Origin of the sequence: Plantibacter sp. Mn2098 (genome assembly GCF_049319745.1) — a bacterium.
Classification (GTDB): domain Bacteria; phylum Actinomycetota; class Actinomycetes; order Actinomycetales; family Microbacteriaceae; genus Plantibacter.
On sequence record NZ_JBMOUH010000011.1, the window covers coordinates 19,767 to 39,131 of the forward strand.

Sequence of the window (19,365 nt, forward strand, 5' to 3'; positions counted from 1 at the left end):
AGGGAGAAACGCATTTCCATGACGACTACGTCGCAAACGGTGATCACCGGTGAGCACGCCACAGGCGTGACGAACCGGATTCGGTCGCGGCTGCCGGAAATGTCCGACGTGATGACCCGCATCGCGACGTACCTGCTCGCGGAGCCGGCCGCCCCGCTCACGCTCACGATCGGCGAACTCGCCACGGAATCCGGCGTCTCCGCCGCGACGATCACCCGGTTCTGCCGGCTCATCGGATACTCCGGGTACGCACCGTTCCGGGTGGACCTCGCGAAGGACTTCGGTCGGAGCACGGCACGCGAGTCGTGGCAGATCGACATCGGCCGCGCGTTCAGCCCCGACGACCCGGCCGGCGACGTCCTCAGCACCCTCCTCAACGCGCACACGAGGACGCTCCGCGAGACGGCCTCGGCGATCGACATGCCGGTCGTGCAGCGGATCTCCAAGCGCATCGCGGCGAGCCGCAACGTCGACATCTACGGTGTCGGGGGCAGCGCGATGCTCGCCGGGGAGATGCAGGCGAGGCTCTACCGGATCGGCGTCAGCACACACGCCTGGTCCGAGGTGCACGCCGGCCTGACGAGCGCGGCGATCCAGGGTCCGGAATCCGTCGCCATCGGCATCTCGAACACCGGCCGCACCGACGAGACCATCCAGATGCTCCGCGAGGCCGGACGATCAGGTGCACTCACCATCGCGATCACCAACGACCCCGTCTCGCCGCTCGCGCTCGAAGCCGACCTCCGCATCATCACGGCTGCCCACGAGCACTTCCTGCAGCCGGACGACCTCTCCGCCAAGCACGGCCAACTCTTCGTCCTCGACCTGCTCTACCTCCTCGTCGCTCAAGAGAACTTCGAGCGGACCACTCAACGCCTCGCGGCTTCGGCGCTCGCCGTGTCCTCGCACCGGCGCCCGAGGCGTCTCGGCGCCACCCCGACTCCCGGCTCCGAATCCGGCGCCGGTGCACTGAAAGGCTGAATCCTCCATGGTCGATGTTGCGAACCGGAACGATCTGAACCGCCGGTACACGAGCGAGGTCACCTCCCGCCTGGCCGCGATCGCTGCTGACGCGGAACAGGGCGGTCTCGACCGCGCGATCGACGTCCTCGCACAGGGGATCATCGACGGCGGCGTCATCCAGGCGTTCGGCACCGGACACTCGGAGGCGTTCGCGATGGAGATCGCCGGCCGTGCCGGTGGGCTCATCCCCACGAACAAGATCGCACTGCGCGACGTCGTGTTGCGGGGCGGTCGGAGCGTCTCCGACCTGGGCGGTGCCGCGCTGGAACGCAGCGGGGACATCGCAGCCGAACTCTTCGCGATCTCGCCGGTCGGCCCTGGCGATGTGTTCATCATCGCGTCCAACTCCGGTGTCAACGGTTCGATCGTCGGACTCGCACTGCTTGCGAAGGAGCACGGGCACCCCGTCGTCGCCGTGACGTCGATCGAACACACGAACCGCGTCGAGCCGAAGCACTCCAGCGGGTTGCGGCTGTCGGAGGTCGCGGACGTCGTGATCGACAACCGTGCGCCGTTCGGAGACGCGACCATCGAGGTTCGCGAGGGCGTCCCGGTCGGGGCGGTCTCCTCCATCACCGCCGCGTACATCGCGCAACTGCTCACGATCGGCATCGCCGATCGGCTCGCCGAATCCGGTGAGACGCCCCCGCTGTACATCTCAGCGAACATCCCGGGCGGGGATGAACACAACTCCGTCCTCGAGGACCGCTACCTGGGCCGCATCAGGCGAGACGCCTGAGCCCAGGGAGCTCAAGACCCCCACCGCACCACCAACACGCCAATCCAACCGAAACCGCAGAGAACCGAACCGAAACCCATACAGAACCCAGGCGATACGCAACCGAAGACGTCGACTCACGCAGCACGCCCTCATCAGAAGTACCCACATCAGCAGTACTCACATCGCGACAGCACCCAGGTCGCGAGGATCACTGAAAGGTAAAACGATGGAACAGCAGCATGCACCACTCCAACGCCGAGACTTCCTCCGGGGAGCTCTCGTCACGGCAGTCCTCCTCCCACTCGGCGGGACGCTCGTCTCGTGTGTCGGAGGAGGCGGATCGCCAGCGGCGACCGGGGGAGCGGTCTCCGCAACGAACCCCTTCGGCATGGCCGCCAGTTCGACCGTCGACGCAGTCATCTTCAAGGGCGGCTACGGCATCGAGTACACCGAGTTCGCCGGCAAGCTCGTCGAGAAACTGCAGAAGGGGTCGACCGTCAAGGTCACCGCGGCGACGAACATCGCGCAGACCCTCCAGCCGCGTTTCGTCGCCGGCAACCCGCCGGACGTGATCGACAACAGTGGCGCCGGCCTCATCGGCATCAATACGATCCGCGACCAGCTCGAGGACCTCACTTCCGTCATCGAGGCGAAGAACTACGAGGGCAAGGTCATCAAGGACACGCTGTACCCCGGTGTGGTCGAGCCAGGAACGTTCGACGGCAAGTTCGTCCAGCTCAATTACGTGCTCACGGTCTACGCCGTGTGGTACTCGGCCTCACTGTTCGAGGCCAACGGCTGGACCGTGCCGAAGACCTGGGACGAGGCGCTCGAACTCGGCGCCAAGGCGAAGGAGCAGGGGAAGTACCTGTTCGGGTGGGGCACTGAGGCCGCGACCTACTACCAGACCATGGCGATCGCCTCGGCCATCAAGGAGGGCGGCGACGAAGTCCGTCTCGCGCTCGACAACCTCGAGGAGGGCTGTTGGTCGCTCCAGCCCGTGCAGGATGTCTTCAACGCGCTCAAGAAGATCATCGACGCCGGCTACGTCAAGCCCGGTGGCGCCGGAACCCAGTTCACGGCAGCGCAGGCGCAGTGGAGCAACGCGGAGGACTTCATCCTCTACCCCTCCGGCGGCTGGATCGAGAACGAGATGAAGACGCAGACGAAGGAGGGCTTCAAGATGACGGGCGCTCCGGAGCCCACCGTCTCCGCGAGCCCGAAGATGCCGTACACGGCGCTGCACAGCACCGCGGGTGAAGGCTTCGTCGTTCCGTCGCAGGGCAAGAACGTGCCCGGCGGCAAGGAGTTCATGCGCGCGATGCTCTCCAACGACGCTGCGGTCAACTTCGCGAAGACGACGTTCTCGTCGACCATCGTGAAGGACACGATCCCCGCCGACGGCTTCGGCTCGACGGCGCTCGTGTCGCAGGTCAAGATGCTCGAGGGCGCAGGGTCCGACGTGTTCTCTTGGAACTTCGTCGACCTGTACGGCCTCAACACCGACCAGCTCGTCCTCTGGAACACGTTCCTCCAGGGCGGCTCGGACGTCGCGACCCTCACCAAGGGTCTGCAGGACATCAGCGACAAGGTCCGGACCGACGATTCGGTGAAGAAGGTCACCGTCAAATGACAGCGATCGGCACACCGGTCGGGCGTGTGGGTGGCGGGAAACCTCCCGCCGCCCGCCGGTGGCGCCGGCGCGATTTCACGTTCGACCGGATCACGTTCTTCCTCGTCTTCCTCATCGTGCCCGTCGTAGGGTACGTGGTGTTCGTGGTCTCGCCGTTCGCCCAGGCCGCGTACTACTCGCTCACCAACTGGTCGGGCTTCTCACCGGCGATGGACTTCGTCGGCATCTCCAACTACACGAAGCTCTTCCAGGACGCCACGTTCCTGCAGGCGATGGGGAACAGCGTGACGCTCGCCATCGTGCTGCCCATCGTGACGCTCGGGATCGCGCTGCTGTTCGCGTCGCTCATCACGATCGGCGGGCCGAGCAACGGGCCGATGCGGGGCTTGCGGAATTCGAGTGTCTACCGGGTGATCACGTTCTTCCCGTACGTGATCCCCGCCATCGTGATCGGCCTCATCTGGAAGCAGATCTACGACCCGTCGTCCGGTCTGTTGAACGGTGTGCTGACGGGACTCGGTCTCGACCAGTTCAAGTCCTTCGCCTGGCTCGGCAACCCGGACACGGCGATGATCGCGACGATGTTCGTCATCGTGTGGGGGCTCATCGGCTTCTACACGGTCCTGTTCATCGCAGCGATCAAGGGGGTTCCGGCGGAGATCTACGAAGCGGCCCGAATCGACGGGGCCGGACGGTTCCGCACGGCGCTCACGATCACGATCCCGCTCATCAGGGACAACATCCAGACGGCATACATCTACATGGGCATCCTCGCGCTCGACGCGTTCGTGTACATGGCGGCTTTGAACCCGGGAGGCGGACCGAGCAACACCACGCTCGTGATGTCGCAGCAGCTGTTCACAACGGCGTTCACCAAGGGCCAGTTCGGTTACGCCTGTGCGATGGGTGTTGTGCTGGCGCTCATCACCCTGCTGTTCGCGGGGATCGTCTTCCTGGTGAGCCGGCTCACCGGCGGAACGAATGAGGTTGCAGAATGAGCACGGTCACCACCGCCACAACGAACCATCCCGCCGTCGTCGGCACCTCGAAGAAGGTGCCGTCGACCAGGAAGTCGACGACCGGCGACAAGGTGGTGGGGACCGCATCGCACACGGTCCTCATCATCTGGTCGATCGTCGTCGTCGTCCCCCTGCTGTGGACGGTCATGTCCTCGTTCAAGACGAGCTCGGAGATCTTCTCCTCACCGTTCGCGCTGCCGTCGCAGTGGAACTTCAACAACTACGTCAACGCGTGGACGACCGCCGGGATCGGGAGCTTCTTCATCAACTCCGTGATCGTCGTGTTCGGGGCGCTCATCGTGACGATGCTGTTCGGATCGATGTGCGCGTACGTGCTGGCGAGGTTCCAGTTCTTCGGCAGCAGGGCGATCTACTACCTCATGCTCGCCGGGCTCACCTTCCCGGTGTTCCTCGCGATCGTGCCGTTGTTCTTCGTCCTGCGCAGTCTCGGGCTGCTCAACACGCTCCCGGGCCTCATCCTCACCTATGCGGCGTTCGCGTTCCCGTTCACAGTGTTCTTCCTGTTCTCCTTCTTCAAGTCGTTGTCGACGTCGATCGCGGAAGCGGCCGCACTCGACGGGGCGGGAGAGTGGCGGACGTTCTTCCAGGTGATGCTGCCGATGGCCAGGCCGGGGCTCGCGACCGTCGCGATCCTCAACTTCGTCGGACTGTGGAACCAGTTCCTCCTGCCGGTGGCTCTCAACAGCAACCCGCAGAACTACGTGTTGACGCAGGGGATGGCGTCGTTCGCGTCTCAAGCCGGGTATTCGGTGGACTTCGGGGCGTTGTTCGCCGCATCGGTCATCACCGTCGTCCCGGTGCTCATCGTCTACCTGATCTTCCAACGTCAGTTGCAGGGTTCGGTCTCACAGGGCACGAACAAGTAATCGGTCGCTCGTTCGTGGTGTCCGTGGGGGAGAGCTGTGTGGGGAGCGCTGTGGAACCGAGTGCGCTGGGGGAGCGCTGTGAGTGTGTGCGGGGTGTCGTCGTGAGCCGGTGGGGCGTCACGGGGACACCCCGCACATGCGCGAGACTGGACGTATGAGTTCCGTGAGCACCCTTGAACGACACGTAGCGGTGGAGATCGCCGTCCAAGACCTGGACGGCGTCCGCGTCGCCATTCGCGAGGGCGCAGAGCGCATCGAACTGTGTCAGGCGCTCGCGGTCGGTGGGCTGACGCCATCGATCGGGCTGGTGATGGCTGCGGTCCGGGCAGCCGATGAGGCCGGACTCGATGATTTTGTGCACGTCCTCGTGCGTCCGCGTGAGGGCGGGTTCGTTTATACCCCGGCCGAAATCGAGGTCATGACCGGGGACATCCTCGCGCTCGAAGCCGCCGGTGCAGCCGGTGTCGTCGTCGGTGCGCTGCAGGGCGACCGGTCGATCGATCTCGAAGCGACCGCGCAGTTCGTGCAGGCCGCCGGTGGGCTCCACGTCACATTCCACCGGGCGATCGACGCGTCCACCGAGGCGCTCGGCGGCATCGATGCGTTGGCCGACGCCGGTGTGCGTCGTGTGCTGACGTCCGGCCAGGCACGCGCGAGCATCGATGGTGTTGCGATGCTGTCGAAGCTCGTCGAGCGCTCGGCCGGTCGGATCGAGATCATGGCGGGCGGTGGGGTGACGGTCGATGCGATCCCCGCGCTCATCGGCGCCGGTGTCGACGCGGTCCACCTGTCGGCGAAGCGTCCGTCCGGGCGCTTGAGCGAGACCGGGCCCGGAGGCGGGTCCGCTGCATTCGACGTCACCGACGCGACGACCGTCGCGCGTGCCATCGCCACCGTGAGGCGCGCTGTCGGCCGCTGACGTCGCCCGTCGCCTCTCCAGCGGCAGCGCGCTGCGGCTAGCCTTGTCGCTCGTGAGCTAAGTCCGTTTCCTCCTCCCACCGAGGGGCGGCGCATTGTCCTCCCGCCGCGTTTCGAGCGGCAATATGCCGCTCCTCGCGTGGTCGTTGGGCCCGGTTGAGCGGTGGCAAGGTCCGGACATAGGACGCTGAGCAGCTCAGCGGTGTTCACCGTTGGGGGCCTCCGGAGGAGTCTTGTTCGTGGAGTTTTCGGACGTCGTCGTCGCTGACTTGGCCGAAGTCTCCTGGGATGCAGGGGCCTTCTGCGACCATCACGATGAGGCCGTCGTCGATTTCGCCGATGTGTAGAGGCCGTTGGTGACGTCGCAACTGTTGGCGATGGGGCCGTCGTGTTCGTCCCAGGTGCCGCCGAGGATGGTCAGAATCGTTGTGATGACGATCGGTCTGGTGCCCAGTATCGGACTCCTACTGGTCATCGCTGGTTGGGAGTGGTGGGTACGGTGCTTCGGTGACGGGGACGCGTGGGAATGGTGGGGTGGTTTGGTAGCGACCGACGGGGACTTGTGATCCGTCGCAGGGTTCGCCGGTACCGAAATTACCGAAGCCGCTGCCGCCGTAGTTTCGGTCGACAACGGCGTAGCTATCGGGGCCTTCTTCGGGGTAGTGGTTGATGTGGATGTATCCGGTGGTGGTCTTGGTGCGGTCGAAGGTGCCGGTGTTGGTGGGGTCTTCGGCGTTGATGAGCCAGTTCAGGACGTTGCCGCACACGACGAGGATGCGGGCGTTGACGTTTTCGGGAGTGGGGTCACGTTCGATGCGCAGTGGTTGCCAGGGTGATGGTCCTGGGTAGACCCAGGTGGCGTCTTCGGTTCTTTGGTCGAGGTACTGTTCGTAGAGGGAGTTCACCCAGTCCTCGCCGTAGGAGTCGATGAGTTGGGGGAACGCGAAGTTGCCGGTGTTCATGGCGTACGCTTCGGCGGCGGTTGCAGTTCTGGCGAATGTGACGAGTGGGTCGTTCTCCAGTGGTGAGGTGGGTTCGATGTCGTCGTCCCAGAACACGCGTGGCAGGGTGACCTCGTTGGGTCGCGGCGGCGCGCACCCGGTCAGGAGGAGCCCGGCGACCAGGCTCATGATGGCCATTTTGGCGACGGTGTGGCGGGTCATTTGCGTGACCATTCGTAGGCTCCGAAGAGGTGGGAGCCGTAGTGGTTCGCTGCGCCGGAGATCGCTGTGCGGAGGTTGGCTGGGATTGAAACCTCGTATTGGTAGAGCCAGTCTCCGGCCGCGCGACCGAACGTGTCGGCGGCTTGGTTCGTGTCGCCTCCCGATTGTGTGAGGGCGTCGTCCCAGCTGGGTGGTGGTGTGAACGGGGTGTCGTGCGCGGTAAGGATGCTCGCGGTCATTTGGGTGTGGAATACGTTTGCGAGGGCGTTTTGGTTGTCTTCGGCGGAGCGCAGTAGCGCTTCGAGGTCCTGAGCGGAGAGGTGGTCGGCGAATCCTAAAGCTCCGTCGAGCAGGAGTGACGCGGCGATGCCGGCGGCAGCGCCTCCTGGGACGGGGATGTGGCCGAGGAGTCCGGCCCAGGCGTCGCGGTCGGCTTGTGCGTCTGCCGCGCTTTGTTCCGCGGCGGCGATCGGTGCCCCGAGTCCGCTGCCGCTGACGAGTGCGGAGAGACCGGCAATGCGGTCGAGTGCTTGCTGGAGGGCTTCCGGGTCGCCGCTGGCAAGTGATCGCTCGTATTCCTGCGTGATCACGCGTGCGGTGGCTTCACGGATCATCGACGCTGAGGCTTCCCTCCCCATCAGCCCGCCGAACACTTTCGCCAGCGCATCCTCCGCGGACTTCGGCGGTTGGGGCACGTTCGGGTCTCGCCCGATCAACCACTTGTCGCTGCTGTTGCTGCGTTCTGAAAGGGGGTGTTTGGCGAAGTCGTCGAGGTAGGGGGTGATGGCGCGAACGAAGGAGCGTGCTGCGGGGTCGCTGAGGGTCTCGGCCGTGTAGGAGCCGTTTCTTGAGAGGGCGTCGATGGCTTGGGCGATGATTGTTGATGCCCGGTTATAGGCCTCCGCGGTCACGGTTGGGTCGTTTGGTCCGCCGGTGGCGTGTTGTGCGCCTTCCAGGAGTGCGCCGGGGCCGGCGAAGTGGTCGGATATCGACCAGTCTCGTGACCCGTACCAGTACGCGATCCGATCGGCGCCGACGGTGGACCGGTTCGCCGTCTGCACGTCGTTGCCGAGGAAGTCGGCTGCGCGTTCGGGGTATTGGCCGAGGGTTTGGAAGATGCGGCCGGCGGCGTCGTTTCCGGGGTGTGTGGTGGTGGGGTGCGGAAGTACTGGTCGTAGAGGCTGGTTAGGGTGAAGGAGGTGGTGCGGGGCGTTCCCCGGTGACGCGTTCGTGGGTATCGATGATCTCCGCCGCGCGGACGGTGAGCGTTTCGCCGAGGTAGGGTGGCCCGTCGAACAGGAACCCGGTGACATCGAGCCTGGGTGGGGAGCCGATCAGGCCGTCGGCGAAGCGGTCGCCGACGAGCCCGGTCCAGTTCTGCGACCCGACAGCCAGCCCTGCCCGTACTGCTCCGGCGAGCCCAGCGATCGTTTCGGGTGAGAGTGCTTTCGTGTCCCGGTTCGGGTCTGTCACAGTCCGGTTCAGCGCGTTGATCAGGTCGGCGGTGTGTTCGCCGCCGAGCCTTGTGAACACACTTCCCATGATGCGGGGATCGGTGCCGTAGCGGGTGAAGAACTCGTTCAGTGTGCGGGCCTGGTCCGGGGTGATGGGACCGTCCTGGGCGGCGATGCTCGCTGCGTACTCCGCGAGGGGTCCTGCGAGGTTCTCGGGCTGCATGAGGGCTGGGTCGGTGATGCCGATTGCCCGGAATGCTGCTGCTTGGGCGGGCCAATCGCCGGTCATCGTCTGGAATGCGGCGGCGAGGGCGGTGTCGAGGTCGTGGCGTTGTGCGATCAGGTTGCGGATCTGCCCGGCGGCGTTGTCGATGTCGGTCTGTGCGTTGTGCACGTCGTTAGGGGTCGGGCGGCCGGTGGCGTCCGGGGTGCCGAGCTCGCAGGTCATCGTGTTCAACGTGCCCTCGAGCCGGGTGGGGGTGCAGATGATCCCGAGGCGGCGGGCATCGGCGACGGCCCGGTCGAACATGCCGCGTTTGGATCGGTAGAGGGTGTGGAGTTCGTCGATGGCCCCGGTGTAGGCGTCGATCGCGGTAGAGCCTTGGAGGCAGGCGTTGCCGAAGGTTTCCATGTGGGTGGTGGCGCGGTCGGACTTCTCGGACCACGCGTCAGCGCTCTCGCCTGTCCAGAAGTCCAGGGTTCCGGTGACGTGGGCGCGCATCGTGGACGCGTGCATGAGTTCCAGGTTTCCGCGGGTCCGGAGTTTCTCGGCCATGGTCCGTAGGGCGTCCATGTCGCCAGCGGACGGGTCCTCCTCAGTCCAATGCTCCATCAGGCTCCTCCTTGCTGTTGTTGCAACGCGTTACGGCAGCCAGGAGCCGCGTGGGGCTGATCCTCGTGCGACGTTCGCATCGACGATCTGTTGTGTTTGGGCAGCTGAGCGGGCGGCGAGGTTGATCGCATCGACATCGCCATGCGAACGGGTGGCCGACATGCGGAACCACCCGACGGCGTCAAGAGCTCCCTGGGCCACGGACGCCGATCGGCAAGAATCGTCGGTGTTGATTCCATCGCCCGCGTCCAACTCTTCTGCGAGTCCGGAGATGCGGTCTGCGGTATCCATGACCACGGAGGTGTCCATCCTGAAATCGGTCATGCCGTTACACCCCCAACGTGTTCGAATCCCGCATAGGCGGGCGCCCACCTAAAGTACCTCATGATGTGATGGGTTCTTTTCGTCATGTGTTGATTTGGAGCGCGGACGTGGGGATCTGCACTTCGCGGTATTCGCCCTCGGCGAAGAATGCGGCGCGTCCTGGAATCGATCGACCGAGCATCGATACCGGCAAGCTCGTGTTGAACGCGTTTCCCCCGACCGCCGCGGATCGCGCCGACAGGACGAGACCCGTTCGCCCCTGTCGACCTGCTGTGGCGATCGGATTGTGCGGGCCGATCAGCTCCTCCGGGTGCGTGGCGACCCAGAACGCGAACAGGTCTTCGTTCTGCAGGATCGCGGAGCTGAGGACGGTGTTGCGTACCTGTTCGGCGTCGTCGATGACGATGCTGATGTACCGGCGGCCCGCGGCCGCAGCCCGACTGCGGATCGGGCGCACGACCTCCAGGAAGCGCGCGGGTTCGACATCGGGTTCCGTGAACGTGATCAACCCGAGTTCGCGAGCGACGCTGCGCAGGGGGGACTCGGTGAGACTGACAACGATGATCGTGTCGGTCAGTACGGCCAGTTGTCTTGTGATGGTGGCGAGCGTCGTCGAACGCCCGGTTCGACGCTCGCCGGTCACGAGGAACGCTGGAAGCGATCGACCGTCCACCGCGATTCGGGAAAGGTCGTCACCGCCGACGGCCACGGTCACCGGGTTGTCTGGTTCATCGAGTTCCGCACGGAAGGTACGAGCATCGTCGAGCGTGACGAACGCGGGGAGCACATCGACGCGCAGTGGCCGCCGTGCGCCCGCACGGGCAGCGGCGGGGCTCGACCGGGCAACGTGCTGCAGGCGTCTGCTGAACTCCATCGCCTGCTGCTCACCAGAGGCTCCGCCCGGGAGGACGGCGAGTTGCGCTTCGCGCAAGTGCGGTCCGTCGAAGAAGACCCGACCGGGAGGCGACGAGTTGGGGAGTTGCCGCGCGATGGCGCCAACGAACGAGTAGTCCTCTCGGCTTGCCAGGGGCAGCGCATACTTCGCGGCGATGAAGCTGCCGATCTTGTCGGCGACGAGTCCTCGGTCGCCACTGATGATCATTCGAAGACCGACGGCTGGGCCCTCGCGGAGGATCTTGACGAACCGTTCCTTGAATGCCATCTGGATGTCTGCATGGTCCGCGATCAGTCGGTCCTACCCGTCAACGAAAATCACGGCGTAGGCCATTCGGTCGGCGGCGGTTGCGGCACGCTGCTCCTGGATCGACCCGAATCTGCCCTCGGCGAGGATCCGTTGACGTCGAGTGATCTCCTCGTGGATGAGCGTGATGAATCGTTGCAACCGGGTGCCCTCTGAAGCGGTGATGACCGCGCCGCAGTGTGGCACGTCTGCGAGGGGGAGCAGTGCAGAGGTGCCGTAGTCGATCGCGTACATGTGGAGGTCGTCGGGACTGAATCGCTCGACGAGTTGTGTCGCGATGGTGCGGAGCATCGTTGTTGCTCCTGACCGCGCGCCGCCAGCGATCAGCAGGTGCGACTGCGTCACCACGTTCCACTCCAGCGGGCGCTGAGCCTGCTCGCCCGGGACGTCTTCGAGGCCGAGGACGATTGCTTCCGGCGCGGAGGGAGCCGCGAGGTCGTCGAGTGTGACGAGTGTTGGCAGCGGCGGCAACCAGGGCGACGGGTTCTTCACGACGCCGAGTTGTGTGCTGGCGTCGGTGATGACGTTCACGATGGCGCGCAGATCGGTGTCGTCGTGATCGACCGGCGCGCCGGATGCCGCGGCTTTGGGGAACATCACGGGAGCGCCGATGTCTCGCCACGGCCGTGAGATCGTGCGTGGGAGCGTCCGGTGCGCGTGTTGAACCCCCGGTCTTCGGCCGGCGACGCGTGCCGTCTGAAATGCGGATGGCTGTGCGCCCGGGCCGCGCCTGACGAACCCGCGACCCGGTGTTGTGGTGCTGATCGCGGCCGCCTCCGGACTCCCGAGGATGTCGGTGGAGTCGCCTTTGTCCGTCACCCGAAGGGCCACCCGGAGGTTCGTGTTCGACTGCATCTCCGGTGTGATCGAGCCGGAGGGGCGCTGCGTCGCGAGGATCAGGTGCACCCCGAGCGACCTGCCGACCCGCGCGATGCGCACGAGCCCGGTGATGAATTCGGGCAACTCGGCCTTGAGCTCGGCGAACTCGTCGATCACGAGGACCAGACGCGCCAGACCGCGCGCCGCGGCCTGCTCAGGCGCCTTCTCCCATGCGGTGTCCGCGTCCTTCGCGCCGAGGTCCTTGAGAACGCGCTCTCGACGCTTCAGCTCGGCATCCAGTGACTCCAACGCGCGCTCGGTCTCCCGGCCGTCGAGATTGGTGACGAGCCCGATCGTATGCGGCAGACGCTCGCAGTCCGCGAACGCCGAACCGCCCTTGTAGTCGACCAGGACGAAGGTCAAGGCGTCGGGCCGATTCGCGAGCGCGAGCGACACGACGAGCGTCTGCAGGAACTCCGACTTCCCCGCACCGGTCGTCCCGGCGACGAGCCCGTGCGGGCCGTCCATCGCCAGGTCGATCGCGAACTCCCCGTCCGGTCCAGCCCCGACGACCGCCCGGGTCTCCCTGGGACGGAACAGCCATCTGGACACGAGCGGCGCCGGATCGTCGAGATCGAGCCCGGCCAGTTCCACAAAACGCACCGACCGGGGAAGCGCCGTGTCGTCGCCCGCACCGCCGACGTGCACGATGGGTGCGAGCGCCCGCGCGATCTCGGTCGCCGCCGCGACGGTCGTGCCGTCGAGCAGCACCCGCGCACACGGGTCGACCGATGATTCGATCACGCCCATCGACACATCGGAAGCGTCGATGAGCACCTCGGTCGCGCACTCCTGGGGGAGCCTCGCCCGGTCGTCCTCGATCGCGACGAGGAAGATGCCGTGCGCCGGCCCGTGCTCCAGGAGTGCCACCATTCCGGGCAGCGTCCGCAGCGACCTCGCCCCGTCCAGCAGCACAACCGTGTGTTGGTCGAAGGCCATTCGGCTGCTCGTGCCGCGCGCCGCCTGGCGAGCTTCGAGCAACGAGGTCAACTCCCGCAATCTGGCGAGTCGCGCGTCAGGCGTGTTGCCGACGAGTGAGAGCGCCGACGCGGCCCCGTCGGCATGCGGCAGCCACCGCCACCACGACCAGTCCGGTGCGGTGTGCTCCTCGCACAACAGCACGAGGTCGAGATCCCGCGGCGATCTGGTCGCAGCCAGGCTCATGACCATCGAACGGGCGACGCTGAGAGCTGCGACCCTGACCCCGGCGATGCCGACGACACCGGTCGCCAGGTCGACTGAGACGGGAGTTGGCGATACCCCGAGCCGGATCTCCTCGCCGGCGTGCCTCGGACGCGCCCCCTCGAATCGCACATCGAGATCCACCTCGCCGACACCGACGCGAACCCGGAGCGCGTCGTCGTCGCCCACTCGCCGCTCCCACAACCGCCCGAGCGGCGCGAGTGCCAGATCTGCGACCGACACCGGGTCGAGACTCGTCCGCCACGCACGGTTCCGCTGGTTCTCGATGAGACCGTCGATCGTGGACCTGGCGTTGGTGACCTCGTTCCGCCAGGTGTCGACGGTCCGTTTGCCCGTCCGCTTCGCGAGTTGACGACTGGTCAGATAGGAGCCGATCACCATCAGCGGTGATGCTGCGGCCATCATCAGCATGTAGGGACGATGGAACATGATCGCGAGCGTGACGCCCATCACCACCGGGATGAGCGCCGACAGCCACGGCATCGGCGCGCGTTCGGACGCCGTCGGCTTGTCGCCGGGGAGTTTCACGACCGGTGTCGCCTGCGGGGGTCGGATTCTCGACGAGCGGTTGAATGCGATGCCGAGCCCGTCCCGCTGCACGTCGGCGTCGGGCGTCGGAGTCACCCCGATCCGCACGAGGCTTGCGCCCAACTGCACGTATTCGTCAGGCTTCACCTCGACCGGATCCGTGACGCGCACGCCGTTGAGGAGTACGGGCGCGATGTCGCCTGCCGGGCTGATCGTCATGGCAATGGTCGATGGCCCAGTGCGATGCGACGGCCCGGCCGACGGCGACGCGGTCGACGGGCCAGGACGCGAGACCACGATCGTCGCGTGGTGCGCCTCGACCGCAGGGTCCAACAGGCGCAACAGCATGGACGGATCCTGCCCGACCGTGATGGTCGCACCGGGGGTCAGCGGCACGACTTCGCCGGAGAACGGGCCGCCGACGAACTCGAGACGCGCCGTGCCAGGCGCGAGTCTGACGGCTGCGGCACGGGGGAGCACGATGCCGCTCACGATGCCGGCGTCGCCGAGCTCCGTCTCGTGATCGATGCCGGGCACGATCAAGCCGGGCGGGACGCGCAGCGCGGTCGCGAGCTCCGCGATCGTCGCCGTCTCCTCCACGTCGAGCACGACCTCGTGCGATTCGTCGCCGGTGTTCGCGGCGGGGTTCGGGGCGGTCAGGCTGAGACGCATGTGTGCTCCTCTGGAGGGGAATGGCGGTCGGTGTGGTCGATACCGTCGGTCGTGTTGCAGTCGGTGCCACCGGTCATGCCGCAGGCCCCCAGATCTCCTCGACCGCCTCACGGAGGCCACCGAACATGCCGATGGTGCGGCGGGAATCGGGGCGGGGTGGATGGATGTTTGGGATCACCTCGTCTCCGGTGCCGACGTCCTTCGCGGCAATCGGATCCGCGCCGACGCCGACGAGCACAACGCCGGCCACCTGATCGCCCGTGCCACGCGTGAAGAGGTGATAGCTGAACGAGTCGATGCCCACGAACCCGGGATCCGGCGTGTACACGTAGGAGCCGTCCTCTTCGCACCTGACCGCGCCGTTGCCCGGTTTGCCGCACGCGATCACGATCGTTTCCACGCCCGTTTGCTGCACATCGTCGGTGAGGGCGTTGCCATACGCGCGTTGTCCGACATCGACGGAGACCGTGTCGTCGACGACCGCAGGCGCGCGGCTGCGGCCGGGGACCACGGTGAGTTCGATCATCGACGGTTCGCTCGTCTGTCCGTAGCGGTCGCGAATCTCATAGGAGATCTCAACGGTCCCGGAGAAGTCGGGCGCCGGACGGAAGATGATGCCTGTGCCGGAGAACGCGACGGCGCCGGCCGCGCGAGGCGAGACCGAGCCGCTCGTGAACGCCGGACCGGTATCGGTGCACGAGCCGCAGTCGGTCCGCAGGTCCGAATAGGCGATCAATGCCGTCGCGCCCTGCGCGACCGGATAGCCGTACTCGAACGACCGCGACGCGGCGAGCCGTGGAGGCGCGAGTGAGACGGTGTAGCTGATCGACTGCTCGACGCCGCCGACGGATGCGCCGATCGTGACGGTCTGGGTGCCGAGGTCAGCGGCGTAGTCGGCGGCGGTGAAGGTGATCCGATTTCCCTCGCATCCGATCGACACGAGATCCGGGGTGGCGCCCAGGGGACAGGCGGTCGCGGTCCACCCCTTCGGTAGCTGTGCGTTCGCTGCACCGAGATACGGGACAGCGACGTCGAGACCGGTGGTGTCGTCGACCAGGAGGGTGCTTCGCGAGGCGACGGCGGGGCTCGGGTCCGCGACGGACGCAACGGAGCACAGCGCGGCCGTGATGACCGCGATCGTCCGCATGCGGGATGAGCGCATGTTCCCCCTGCCAGTGCTCGATATCCGTGCTCAGCGAGCCGACTGATCTCGGCTAGCATGGCATATCTTACGGTGAGGAGTTCTTGTGGTCGACCGCGATCATTTCGGGCAACGAGACGAACGGCGGGACGAGCAGCGTCTCAAGCGACCGATCCGGCTGCAGCCCAAGGCTCCTCGGATGCCGGAGGCTGCGCCTGCCGTCGCCGCTGCACCCGGGCTCACTCCCGTGCCCCCGCTCGCGCCTCCGGTTGCACGCCCGGCTCTTGTTCCAGCTCCACCGCCGGTCGCAGTTGCGCCCCAGGTCGCAGCGAGGGCGAAGCGCGAGGCGTTCGTCCCGGAGATGCCGCTGCACCTGACATCGGCCGCACCGGTGCAGCGTGTGTTCGGATTGGGCGCGCAAGCCGACGGCCGGATTCCGCTGCTCGAACTCGGCTGGGATCGCCTCGTCGAGTCGAAGGCGCGACTCGCCCGCGATCGCGAGGTGCTCCCGGAGCTGGAGGAGCCGCCGCCGCCGAAGCCGTTGCGGAGGCAACCCGCATTCATCGTGTCGATAGCAGTGGCTGGAGTGACGCTCGTCGGCGTCGGGGCGATGTTCGTCCTCGGGAACATCTTCCGGGAGCCTGATCGGGTATCGGATCTGGTCATCCAGGACGGCGGCGACAACTACGTGATCGAGTGGAGCGGGCCCGACGTGCCGTATTCGGTGGTCATGACCGATGAGGCGCTCGATGCCCCCGCCGACCTGAGTGCGATGCTCAAGGGGCGGGAGGTGTGGGTGCCGAAGCGGGGACTCGGCGTCACCTCGGACAGCTGTTTCACCGTGCGGAGCGCCGAGGTCGCCGCGTCGGAAGCGTTCTCCGACGACCCGGTGGTCATCGACGATCAGGGCGGCGCGCGGGTGTGCGTTCTCGACGCGGTCGCCCGGTGACGGCGCGCATCGGCCGACGGCGGCTGGCGGCGCTCGCCGTGTGCATCGGCGTTGGGGCGGCGCTGTGCGCCGGGTGCTCAGGCCCGCAATCCGCCGCTGTGCCGACCATCGCGTCGATCGGGTCGCCCGCGGCCTCCGAGAACGTGTTGAACGGCATCGAATCGTTGCCGGCGCCGAAGCTCCTCGCCGTGGTCGGCGACGCCGTCCGGGATGCGCGCAGCGCACACGTGGTCGGCACGTACTCGCCCCCGCCTCCCGAAGCCACGGGTGGACGTGCGGCTGAGGACGTGGCCGGAGAGGGTGTCGACGCCGGCAATCGCGTTGTGTCCATCGACGTGCGGGGGTCTTCGACGACGTGTCTCGGAACGGTCGAGATGGACGGTGGCGGCTCGGATCGGGTGCGCTCGGAGTGGCGGCGGATCGGTGACGAGGTGTTCGTCCGCGGCAGCGCATCGTTCGCGGCCCTGATCGGGCAGGAAGCGGCGGAGGCCGCCTTCGTCCGGTTCCGGGCCGGTGACGAGCGGATTGCGCCGTGGCTGCGATTGCTCGACCCGTTCGGGCCGCTCGCGGGCGTTCTTGAAACAGAGGGATCCGGAGCCTCGATCCGGCTCGGGGCCCAGGGCGTCGACCGGGATGCGCAGTCGCTGCAACTCGAGATGAGCTCGGATGGGGTGCTGACCGGGACCGCCACGATCACGACGGTCGGTCCACCGTTGCCGATCGCGTTGGCCGTCACCGATGCGACAGGGCGCGGTGTGTTCGCGTTCGACGGGTGGGGCGAGGGGGCCGATCCGGAGCGTCCGGAGTTCGTCGACGCGGCCCTTCCCGTGGAGTGATTCATGGCCCGCTGTGCATCAATGCATCGACACCACTGTGGAATATGACAAGATCTATGGTCTGTGCTGACACTCGTTTGCGCGCCCCTTCACCGAATTGAGGAACACCATGGCAAACATCAAAGTCTCATCCGAGAACCTCGTCGCCGTCTCCGGTCAGTTGTCCAGCGGCGCCGGCGACCTCCAGTCGACCCTCGCGCAGTTGCGCAGCCTCGTCGACGGCATGGGCAGCGAGTGGGAGGGCGCCGGTTCGACGGCGTTCAACGAGCTCTACGTGGAGTTCAACACGGCCGCCGCGCAGCTGAACGAATCGCTCGTCGGGATCTCGCAGATGCTTGGCAAGGCGGCCAACTACTACGCGGAGTCCGAGTCGAACGTCGCCAGCGCGTTCCGCGTCTGATCCACATGGTGCGGGTGCCGACGGTCGTGATCGTCAGCACCCGCACCCTGTTGCTGTACGCGCACCGCCGATCAACGGCGACCCTGAACCTCACTCACGCCCTCGGAGATGGATGATGAAGCCGATCGCCGCCGCACGACCGTCCACCTGCGCCCTGACGACGCTCGAATGGGACGCTCCCCGCGCCGTGTCGGTCGTGGTGGACCGGATCGACGAGCGCGGCTTCGGTCTGCATGACCGGTTCGGCGACGTCGTCCAGATCATCGTCGGGCGTCAGGTCGACGCATCATTCGTGACCGACGATGGTTCAACCGTCCGATACGCCTCCGACCATGCCGCAGGGGCGGAGCTGGTGCTCGAGAACGTGATCCGAGCCACCGTCTCGCTCGCCGGTCCGCCGCAGGAGGGGCTCCCTCCCGAAGTCGATGCGACGACCACGGGGCCGCCGATGCTCCGATCGGCTCCTGAATCCGACGACACCATCGTCGTCCAGACCGTCGTCCGGACGCCTTCGTCACTCGGCGTCCCCGTCCACGACGTCGATGAGACGATCCTGGTCGGGACGCCACCGACCGATCCGTCGTCGATCGCCGTCGTCATCCGGGACGCCTCGCTCGAACGGCCGATGCGGGTCCAGGCCGGTCTCGTCGTCGGACGATCCCCTCGCGTACCGGCGGAGCAGACCTCTGGCACGACTGCACTGGTCATCGTCGGCGCCCACGGCGACCGTGTGTCCGGCAGTCATCTCCTCGTACGCAACGAAGCAGGCATCGCGCTCGCCAGGGACCTCTGGTCCACGAACGGCACCCGGGTGAATCCTCCGTATGGCGACGCCTATCGGCTGAGGGGCGGAGAGGACTGCCCGCTGCTGCCCGGGAGCATCCTCGACCTCGGCGACGACGTCACCATCCTGATCCAGGGGGTGCTTCATGGCGCGTAGGCTCCCGGCGCCGGCGCCGATCCTGCCCGGGTACACCGTCCTGCGACCACTCGGCTCCGGTGGGTTCGCCGACGTCCATCTCTACGAGCAGGCGATGCCCCGCAGAAACGTCGCGGTCAAGGTCCTGCTGGATGCGACCAGCGCCCAGGTGCGCTCCATGTTCCTCGCGGAGTCGGCCGTACTCGCGCAGCTCTCGTCTCATCCGTCCGTGCTGACCGTCTACGAGGCCAGCATCGCTCCGGACGGCAGACCGTACCTCGTGATGGAGTATTGCCCGGAGTCCTTCGGCGCCAGGTATCGCCGTGAGCGTCTTCCGCTGTCCGAAGTGCTGGAGACCGCGGTCGCAGTCGGCAGCGTGCTGGAGACTTCGCACCGGTCAGGGCTGCTGCATCGCGATGTCAAGCCGGCGAACATCCTCATCACCGCGTATGGGAGGCCGCTGCTCGCCGACTTCGGCATCGCGGCGACGCTCGTGGCGGCCGATCTGGACCGGGCGACGGGACTGTCCGTGCCGTGGGCGGCACCCGAGGTCTTGAGCGGTGCGTCGCGCGGCGACGTGCGCAGCGAGGTGTGGTCGTTCGCTGCGACGCTCTACACGCTTCTCGCCGGCCGTTCGCCGTTCGAAGCGCCTGACTAGGACAA

The 19,365-nt window shown here is 66.6% G+C and carries 19 protein-coding genes; 11 read left to right on the forward strand and 8 right to left on the reverse strand.

Translation table 11 applies throughout. The annotated features are described in order from the left end of the window. Nucleotides 1-18 precede the first annotated feature (18 nt). From ACL9RL_RS16730 to ACL9RL_RS16755, 6 genes are all read left to right on the forward strand, one after another. On the forward strand, nt 19-981 hold the full coding sequence (locus ACL9RL_RS16730; RefSeq protein WP_422781420.1) for a MurR/RpiR family transcriptional regulator: 963 nt from the start codon (nt 19-21) through the stop codon (nt 979-981). A gap of 7 nt (nt 982-988) precedes the next feature. Next, complete coding sequence (locus ACL9RL_RS16735; RefSeq protein WP_422781421.1) at nt 989-1,762, forward strand: sugar isomerase domain-containing protein; 774 nt, start codon at nt 989-991, stop codon at nt 1,760-1,762. Between the two features lie 208 nt (nt 1,763-1,970). Next, nucleotides 1,971-3,377 carry an N-acetylglucosamine/diacetylchitobiose ABC transporter substrate-binding protein gene (gene ngcE, locus ACL9RL_RS16740; protein WP_422781422.1) on the forward strand — a complete coding sequence of 469 codons (1,407 nt, stop codon included), beginning with the start codon at nt 1,971-1,973 and terminating at the stop codon, nt 3,375-3,377. Further along, nucleotides 3,374-4,375: a carbohydrate ABC transporter permease gene (locus ACL9RL_RS16745; protein WP_422781423.1), complete on the forward strand. Its 1,002-nt coding sequence runs from the start codon at nt 3,374-3,376 to the stop codon at nt 4,373-4,375. The genes ngcE and ACL9RL_RS16745 overlap by 4 nt, the downstream gene beginning before the upstream one ends. Next, nucleotides 4,372-5,283, forward strand: coding sequence for a carbohydrate ABC transporter permease (locus tag ACL9RL_RS16750; protein WP_422781424.1), 912 nt, complete (start codon nt 4,372-4,374; stop codon nt 5,281-5,283). Before ACL9RL_RS16745 ends, ACL9RL_RS16750 begins: the two co-directional genes overlap by 4 nt. 154 nt (nt 5,284-5,437) lie before the next feature. After that, nucleotides 5,438-6,202, forward strand: coding sequence for a copper homeostasis protein CutC (locus tag ACL9RL_RS16755; RefSeq protein WP_422781425.1), 765 nt, complete (start codon nt 5,438-5,440; stop codon nt 6,200-6,202). A gap of 309 nt (nt 6,203-6,511) precedes the next feature. On the opposite strand, the gene ACL9RL_RS16760 is transcribed toward ACL9RL_RS16755, so the two are convergent. From ACL9RL_RS16760 to ACL9RL_RS16795, 8 genes are all read right to left on the reverse strand, one after another. Further along, nucleotides 6,512-6,676 carry a hypothetical protein gene (locus ACL9RL_RS16760; RefSeq protein WP_422781426.1) on the reverse strand — a complete coding sequence of 55 codons (165 nt, stop codon included), beginning with the start codon at nt 6,674-6,676 and terminating at the stop codon, nt 6,512-6,514. Then, nucleotides 6,666-7,364, reverse strand: coding sequence for a hypothetical protein (locus ACL9RL_RS16765; RefSeq protein ID WP_422781427.1), 699 nt, complete (start codon nt 7,362-7,364; stop codon nt 6,666-6,668). Before ACL9RL_RS16765 ends, ACL9RL_RS16760 begins: the two co-directional genes overlap by 11 nt. Further along, nucleotides 7,361-8,425 carry a hypothetical protein gene (locus tag ACL9RL_RS16770; protein WP_422781428.1) on the reverse strand — a complete coding sequence of 355 codons (1,065 nt, stop codon included), beginning with the start codon at nt 8,423-8,425 and terminating at the stop codon, nt 7,361-7,363. Before ACL9RL_RS16770 ends, ACL9RL_RS16765 begins: the two co-directional genes overlap by 4 nt. 124 nt (nt 8,426-8,549) lie before the next feature. Continuing rightward, nucleotides 8,550-9,650, reverse strand: a complete 1,101-nt coding sequence (locus ACL9RL_RS16775) for a hypothetical protein (RefSeq protein WP_422781429.1) — start codon at nt 9,648-9,650, stop codon at nt 8,550-8,552. Nucleotides 9,651-9,680: 30 nt separating this feature from the next. Beyond that, the gene (locus ACL9RL_RS16780) at nt 9,681-9,974 is read right to left on the reverse strand and encodes a hypothetical protein (protein WP_422781430.1); all 294 of its coding nucleotides are present in this window, start codon (nt 9,972-9,974) and stop codon (nt 9,681-9,683) included. 82 nt (nt 9,975-10,056) lie between these two features. Next, nucleotides 10,057-11,136 carry a hypothetical protein gene (locus ACL9RL_RS16785; RefSeq protein ID WP_422781431.1) on the reverse strand — a complete coding sequence of 360 codons (1,080 nt, stop codon included), beginning with the start codon at nt 11,134-11,136 and terminating at the stop codon, nt 10,057-10,059. A 33-nt stretch (nt 11,137-11,169) separates the two neighbouring features. Next, nucleotides 11,170-14,457, reverse strand: coding sequence for an FtsK/SpoIIIE domain-containing protein (locus ACL9RL_RS16790; protein WP_422781432.1), 3,288 nt, complete (start codon nt 14,455-14,457; stop codon nt 11,170-11,172). 73 nt (nt 14,458-14,530) lie between these two features. Next, nucleotides 14,531-15,619 carry an Ig-like domain-containing protein gene (locus ACL9RL_RS16795; RefSeq protein ID WP_422781433.1) on the reverse strand — a complete coding sequence of 363 codons (1,089 nt, stop codon included), beginning with the start codon at nt 15,617-15,619 and terminating at the stop codon, nt 14,531-14,533. Between the two features lie 85 nt (nt 15,620-15,704). Here ACL9RL_RS16795 and ACL9RL_RS16800 point away from each other — a divergent pair, with 85 nt between their 5' ends. The 5 genes from ACL9RL_RS16800 to ACL9RL_RS16820 all read left to right on the forward strand — a co-directional run bounded on the left by ACL9RL_RS16800 (nt 15,705) and on the right by ACL9RL_RS16820 (nt 19,360). Continuing rightward, the gene (locus tag ACL9RL_RS16800) at nt 15,705-16,547 is read left to right on the forward strand and encodes a hypothetical protein (protein ID WP_422781434.1); all 843 of its coding nucleotides are present in this window, start codon (nt 15,705-15,707) and stop codon (nt 16,545-16,547) included. Continuing rightward, entirely contained in the window at nt 16,544-17,383 is an 840-nt protein-coding gene (locus ACL9RL_RS16805; RefSeq protein ID WP_422781435.1) for a hypothetical protein, read from the forward strand. The genes ACL9RL_RS16800 and ACL9RL_RS16805 overlap by 4 nt, the downstream gene beginning before the upstream one ends. A gap of 109 nt (nt 17,384-17,492) precedes the next feature. Then, the gene (locus ACL9RL_RS16810; RefSeq protein WP_422781436.1) at nt 17,493-17,783 is read left to right on the forward strand and encodes a WXG100 family type VII secretion target; all 291 of its coding nucleotides are present in this window, start codon (nt 17,493-17,495) and stop codon (nt 17,781-17,783) included. Between the two features lie 112 nt (nt 17,784-17,895). Continuing rightward, complete coding sequence (locus ACL9RL_RS16815; RefSeq protein WP_422781437.1) at nt 17,896-18,723, forward strand: hypothetical protein; 828 nt, start codon at nt 17,896-17,898, stop codon at nt 18,721-18,723. Further along, the gene (locus ACL9RL_RS16820) at nt 18,713-19,360 is read left to right on the forward strand and encodes a serine/threonine-protein kinase (protein ID WP_422781438.1); all 648 of its coding nucleotides are present in this window, start codon (nt 18,713-18,715) and stop codon (nt 19,358-19,360) included. Before ACL9RL_RS16815 ends, ACL9RL_RS16820 begins: the two co-directional genes overlap by 11 nt. The last annotated feature ends 5 nt before the right edge of the window (nt 19,361-19,365 follow it).

What these genes read in the sequence shown, in the direction of transcription:
- ACL9RL_RS16815 (WP_422781437.1), top strand. Translation starts at nt 17,896, where the DNA reads ATGATGAAGCCGATCGCCGCCGCACGACCGTCCACCTGCGCCCTGACG.
- ACL9RL_RS16755 (WP_422781425.1), top strand. Translation starts at nt 5,438, where the DNA reads ATGAGTTCCGTGAGCACCCTTGAACGACACGTAGCGGTGGAGATCGCC.
- ACL9RL_RS16790 (WP_422781432.1), bottom strand. Translation starts at nt 14,457, where the DNA reads ATGCGTCTCAGCCTGACCGCCCCGAACCCCGCCGCGAACACCGGCGAC.
- ACL9RL_RS16775 (WP_422781429.1), bottom strand. Translation starts at nt 9,650, where the DNA reads ATGGAGCATTGGACTGAGGAGGACCCGTCCGCTGGCGACATGGACGCC.
- ACL9RL_RS16810 (WP_422781436.1), top strand. Translation starts at nt 17,493, where the DNA reads ATGGCAAACATCAAAGTCTCATCCGAGAACCTCGTCGCCGTCTCCGGT.
- ACL9RL_RS16735 (WP_422781421.1), top strand. Translation starts at nt 989, where the DNA reads ATGGTCGATGTTGCGAACCGGAACGATCTGAACCGCCGGTACACGAGC.
- ngcE (WP_422781422.1), top strand. Translation starts at nt 1,971, where the DNA reads ATGGAACAGCAGCATGCACCACTCCAACGCCGAGACTTCCTCCGGGGA.
- ACL9RL_RS16820 (WP_422781438.1), top strand. Translation starts at nt 18,713, where the DNA reads ATGGCGCGTAGGCTCCCGGCGCCGGCGCCGATCCTGCCCGGGTACACC.
- ACL9RL_RS16750 (WP_422781424.1), top strand. Translation starts at nt 4,372, where the DNA reads ATGAGCACGGTCACCACCGCCACAACGAACCATCCCGCCGTCGTCGGC.
- ACL9RL_RS16730 (WP_422781420.1), top strand. Translation starts at nt 19, where the DNA reads ATGACGACTACGTCGCAAACGGTGATCACCGGTGAGCACGCCACAGGC.
- ACL9RL_RS16760 (WP_422781426.1), bottom strand. Translation starts at nt 6,676, where the DNA reads ATGACCAGTAGGAGTCCGATACTGGGCACCAGACCGATCGTCATCACA.
- ACL9RL_RS16765 (WP_422781427.1), bottom strand. Translation starts at nt 7,364, where the DNA reads ATGACCCGCCACACCGTCGCCAAAATGGCCATCATGAGCCTGGTCGCC.
- ACL9RL_RS16795 (WP_422781433.1), bottom strand. Translation starts at nt 15,619, where the DNA reads ATGCGCTCATCCCGCATGCGGACGATCGCGGTCATCACGGCCGCGCTG.
- ACL9RL_RS16745 (WP_422781423.1), top strand. Translation starts at nt 3,374, where the DNA reads ATGACAGCGATCGGCACACCGGTCGGGCGTGTGGGTGGCGGGAAACCT.
- ACL9RL_RS16780 (WP_422781430.1), bottom strand. Translation starts at nt 9,974, where the DNA reads ATGACCGATTTCAGGATGGACACCTCCGTGGTCATGGATACCGCAGAC.
- ACL9RL_RS16785 (WP_422781431.1), bottom strand. Translation starts at nt 11,136, where the DNA reads ATGGCATTCAAGGAACGGTTCGTCAAGATCCTCCGCGAGGGCCCAGCC.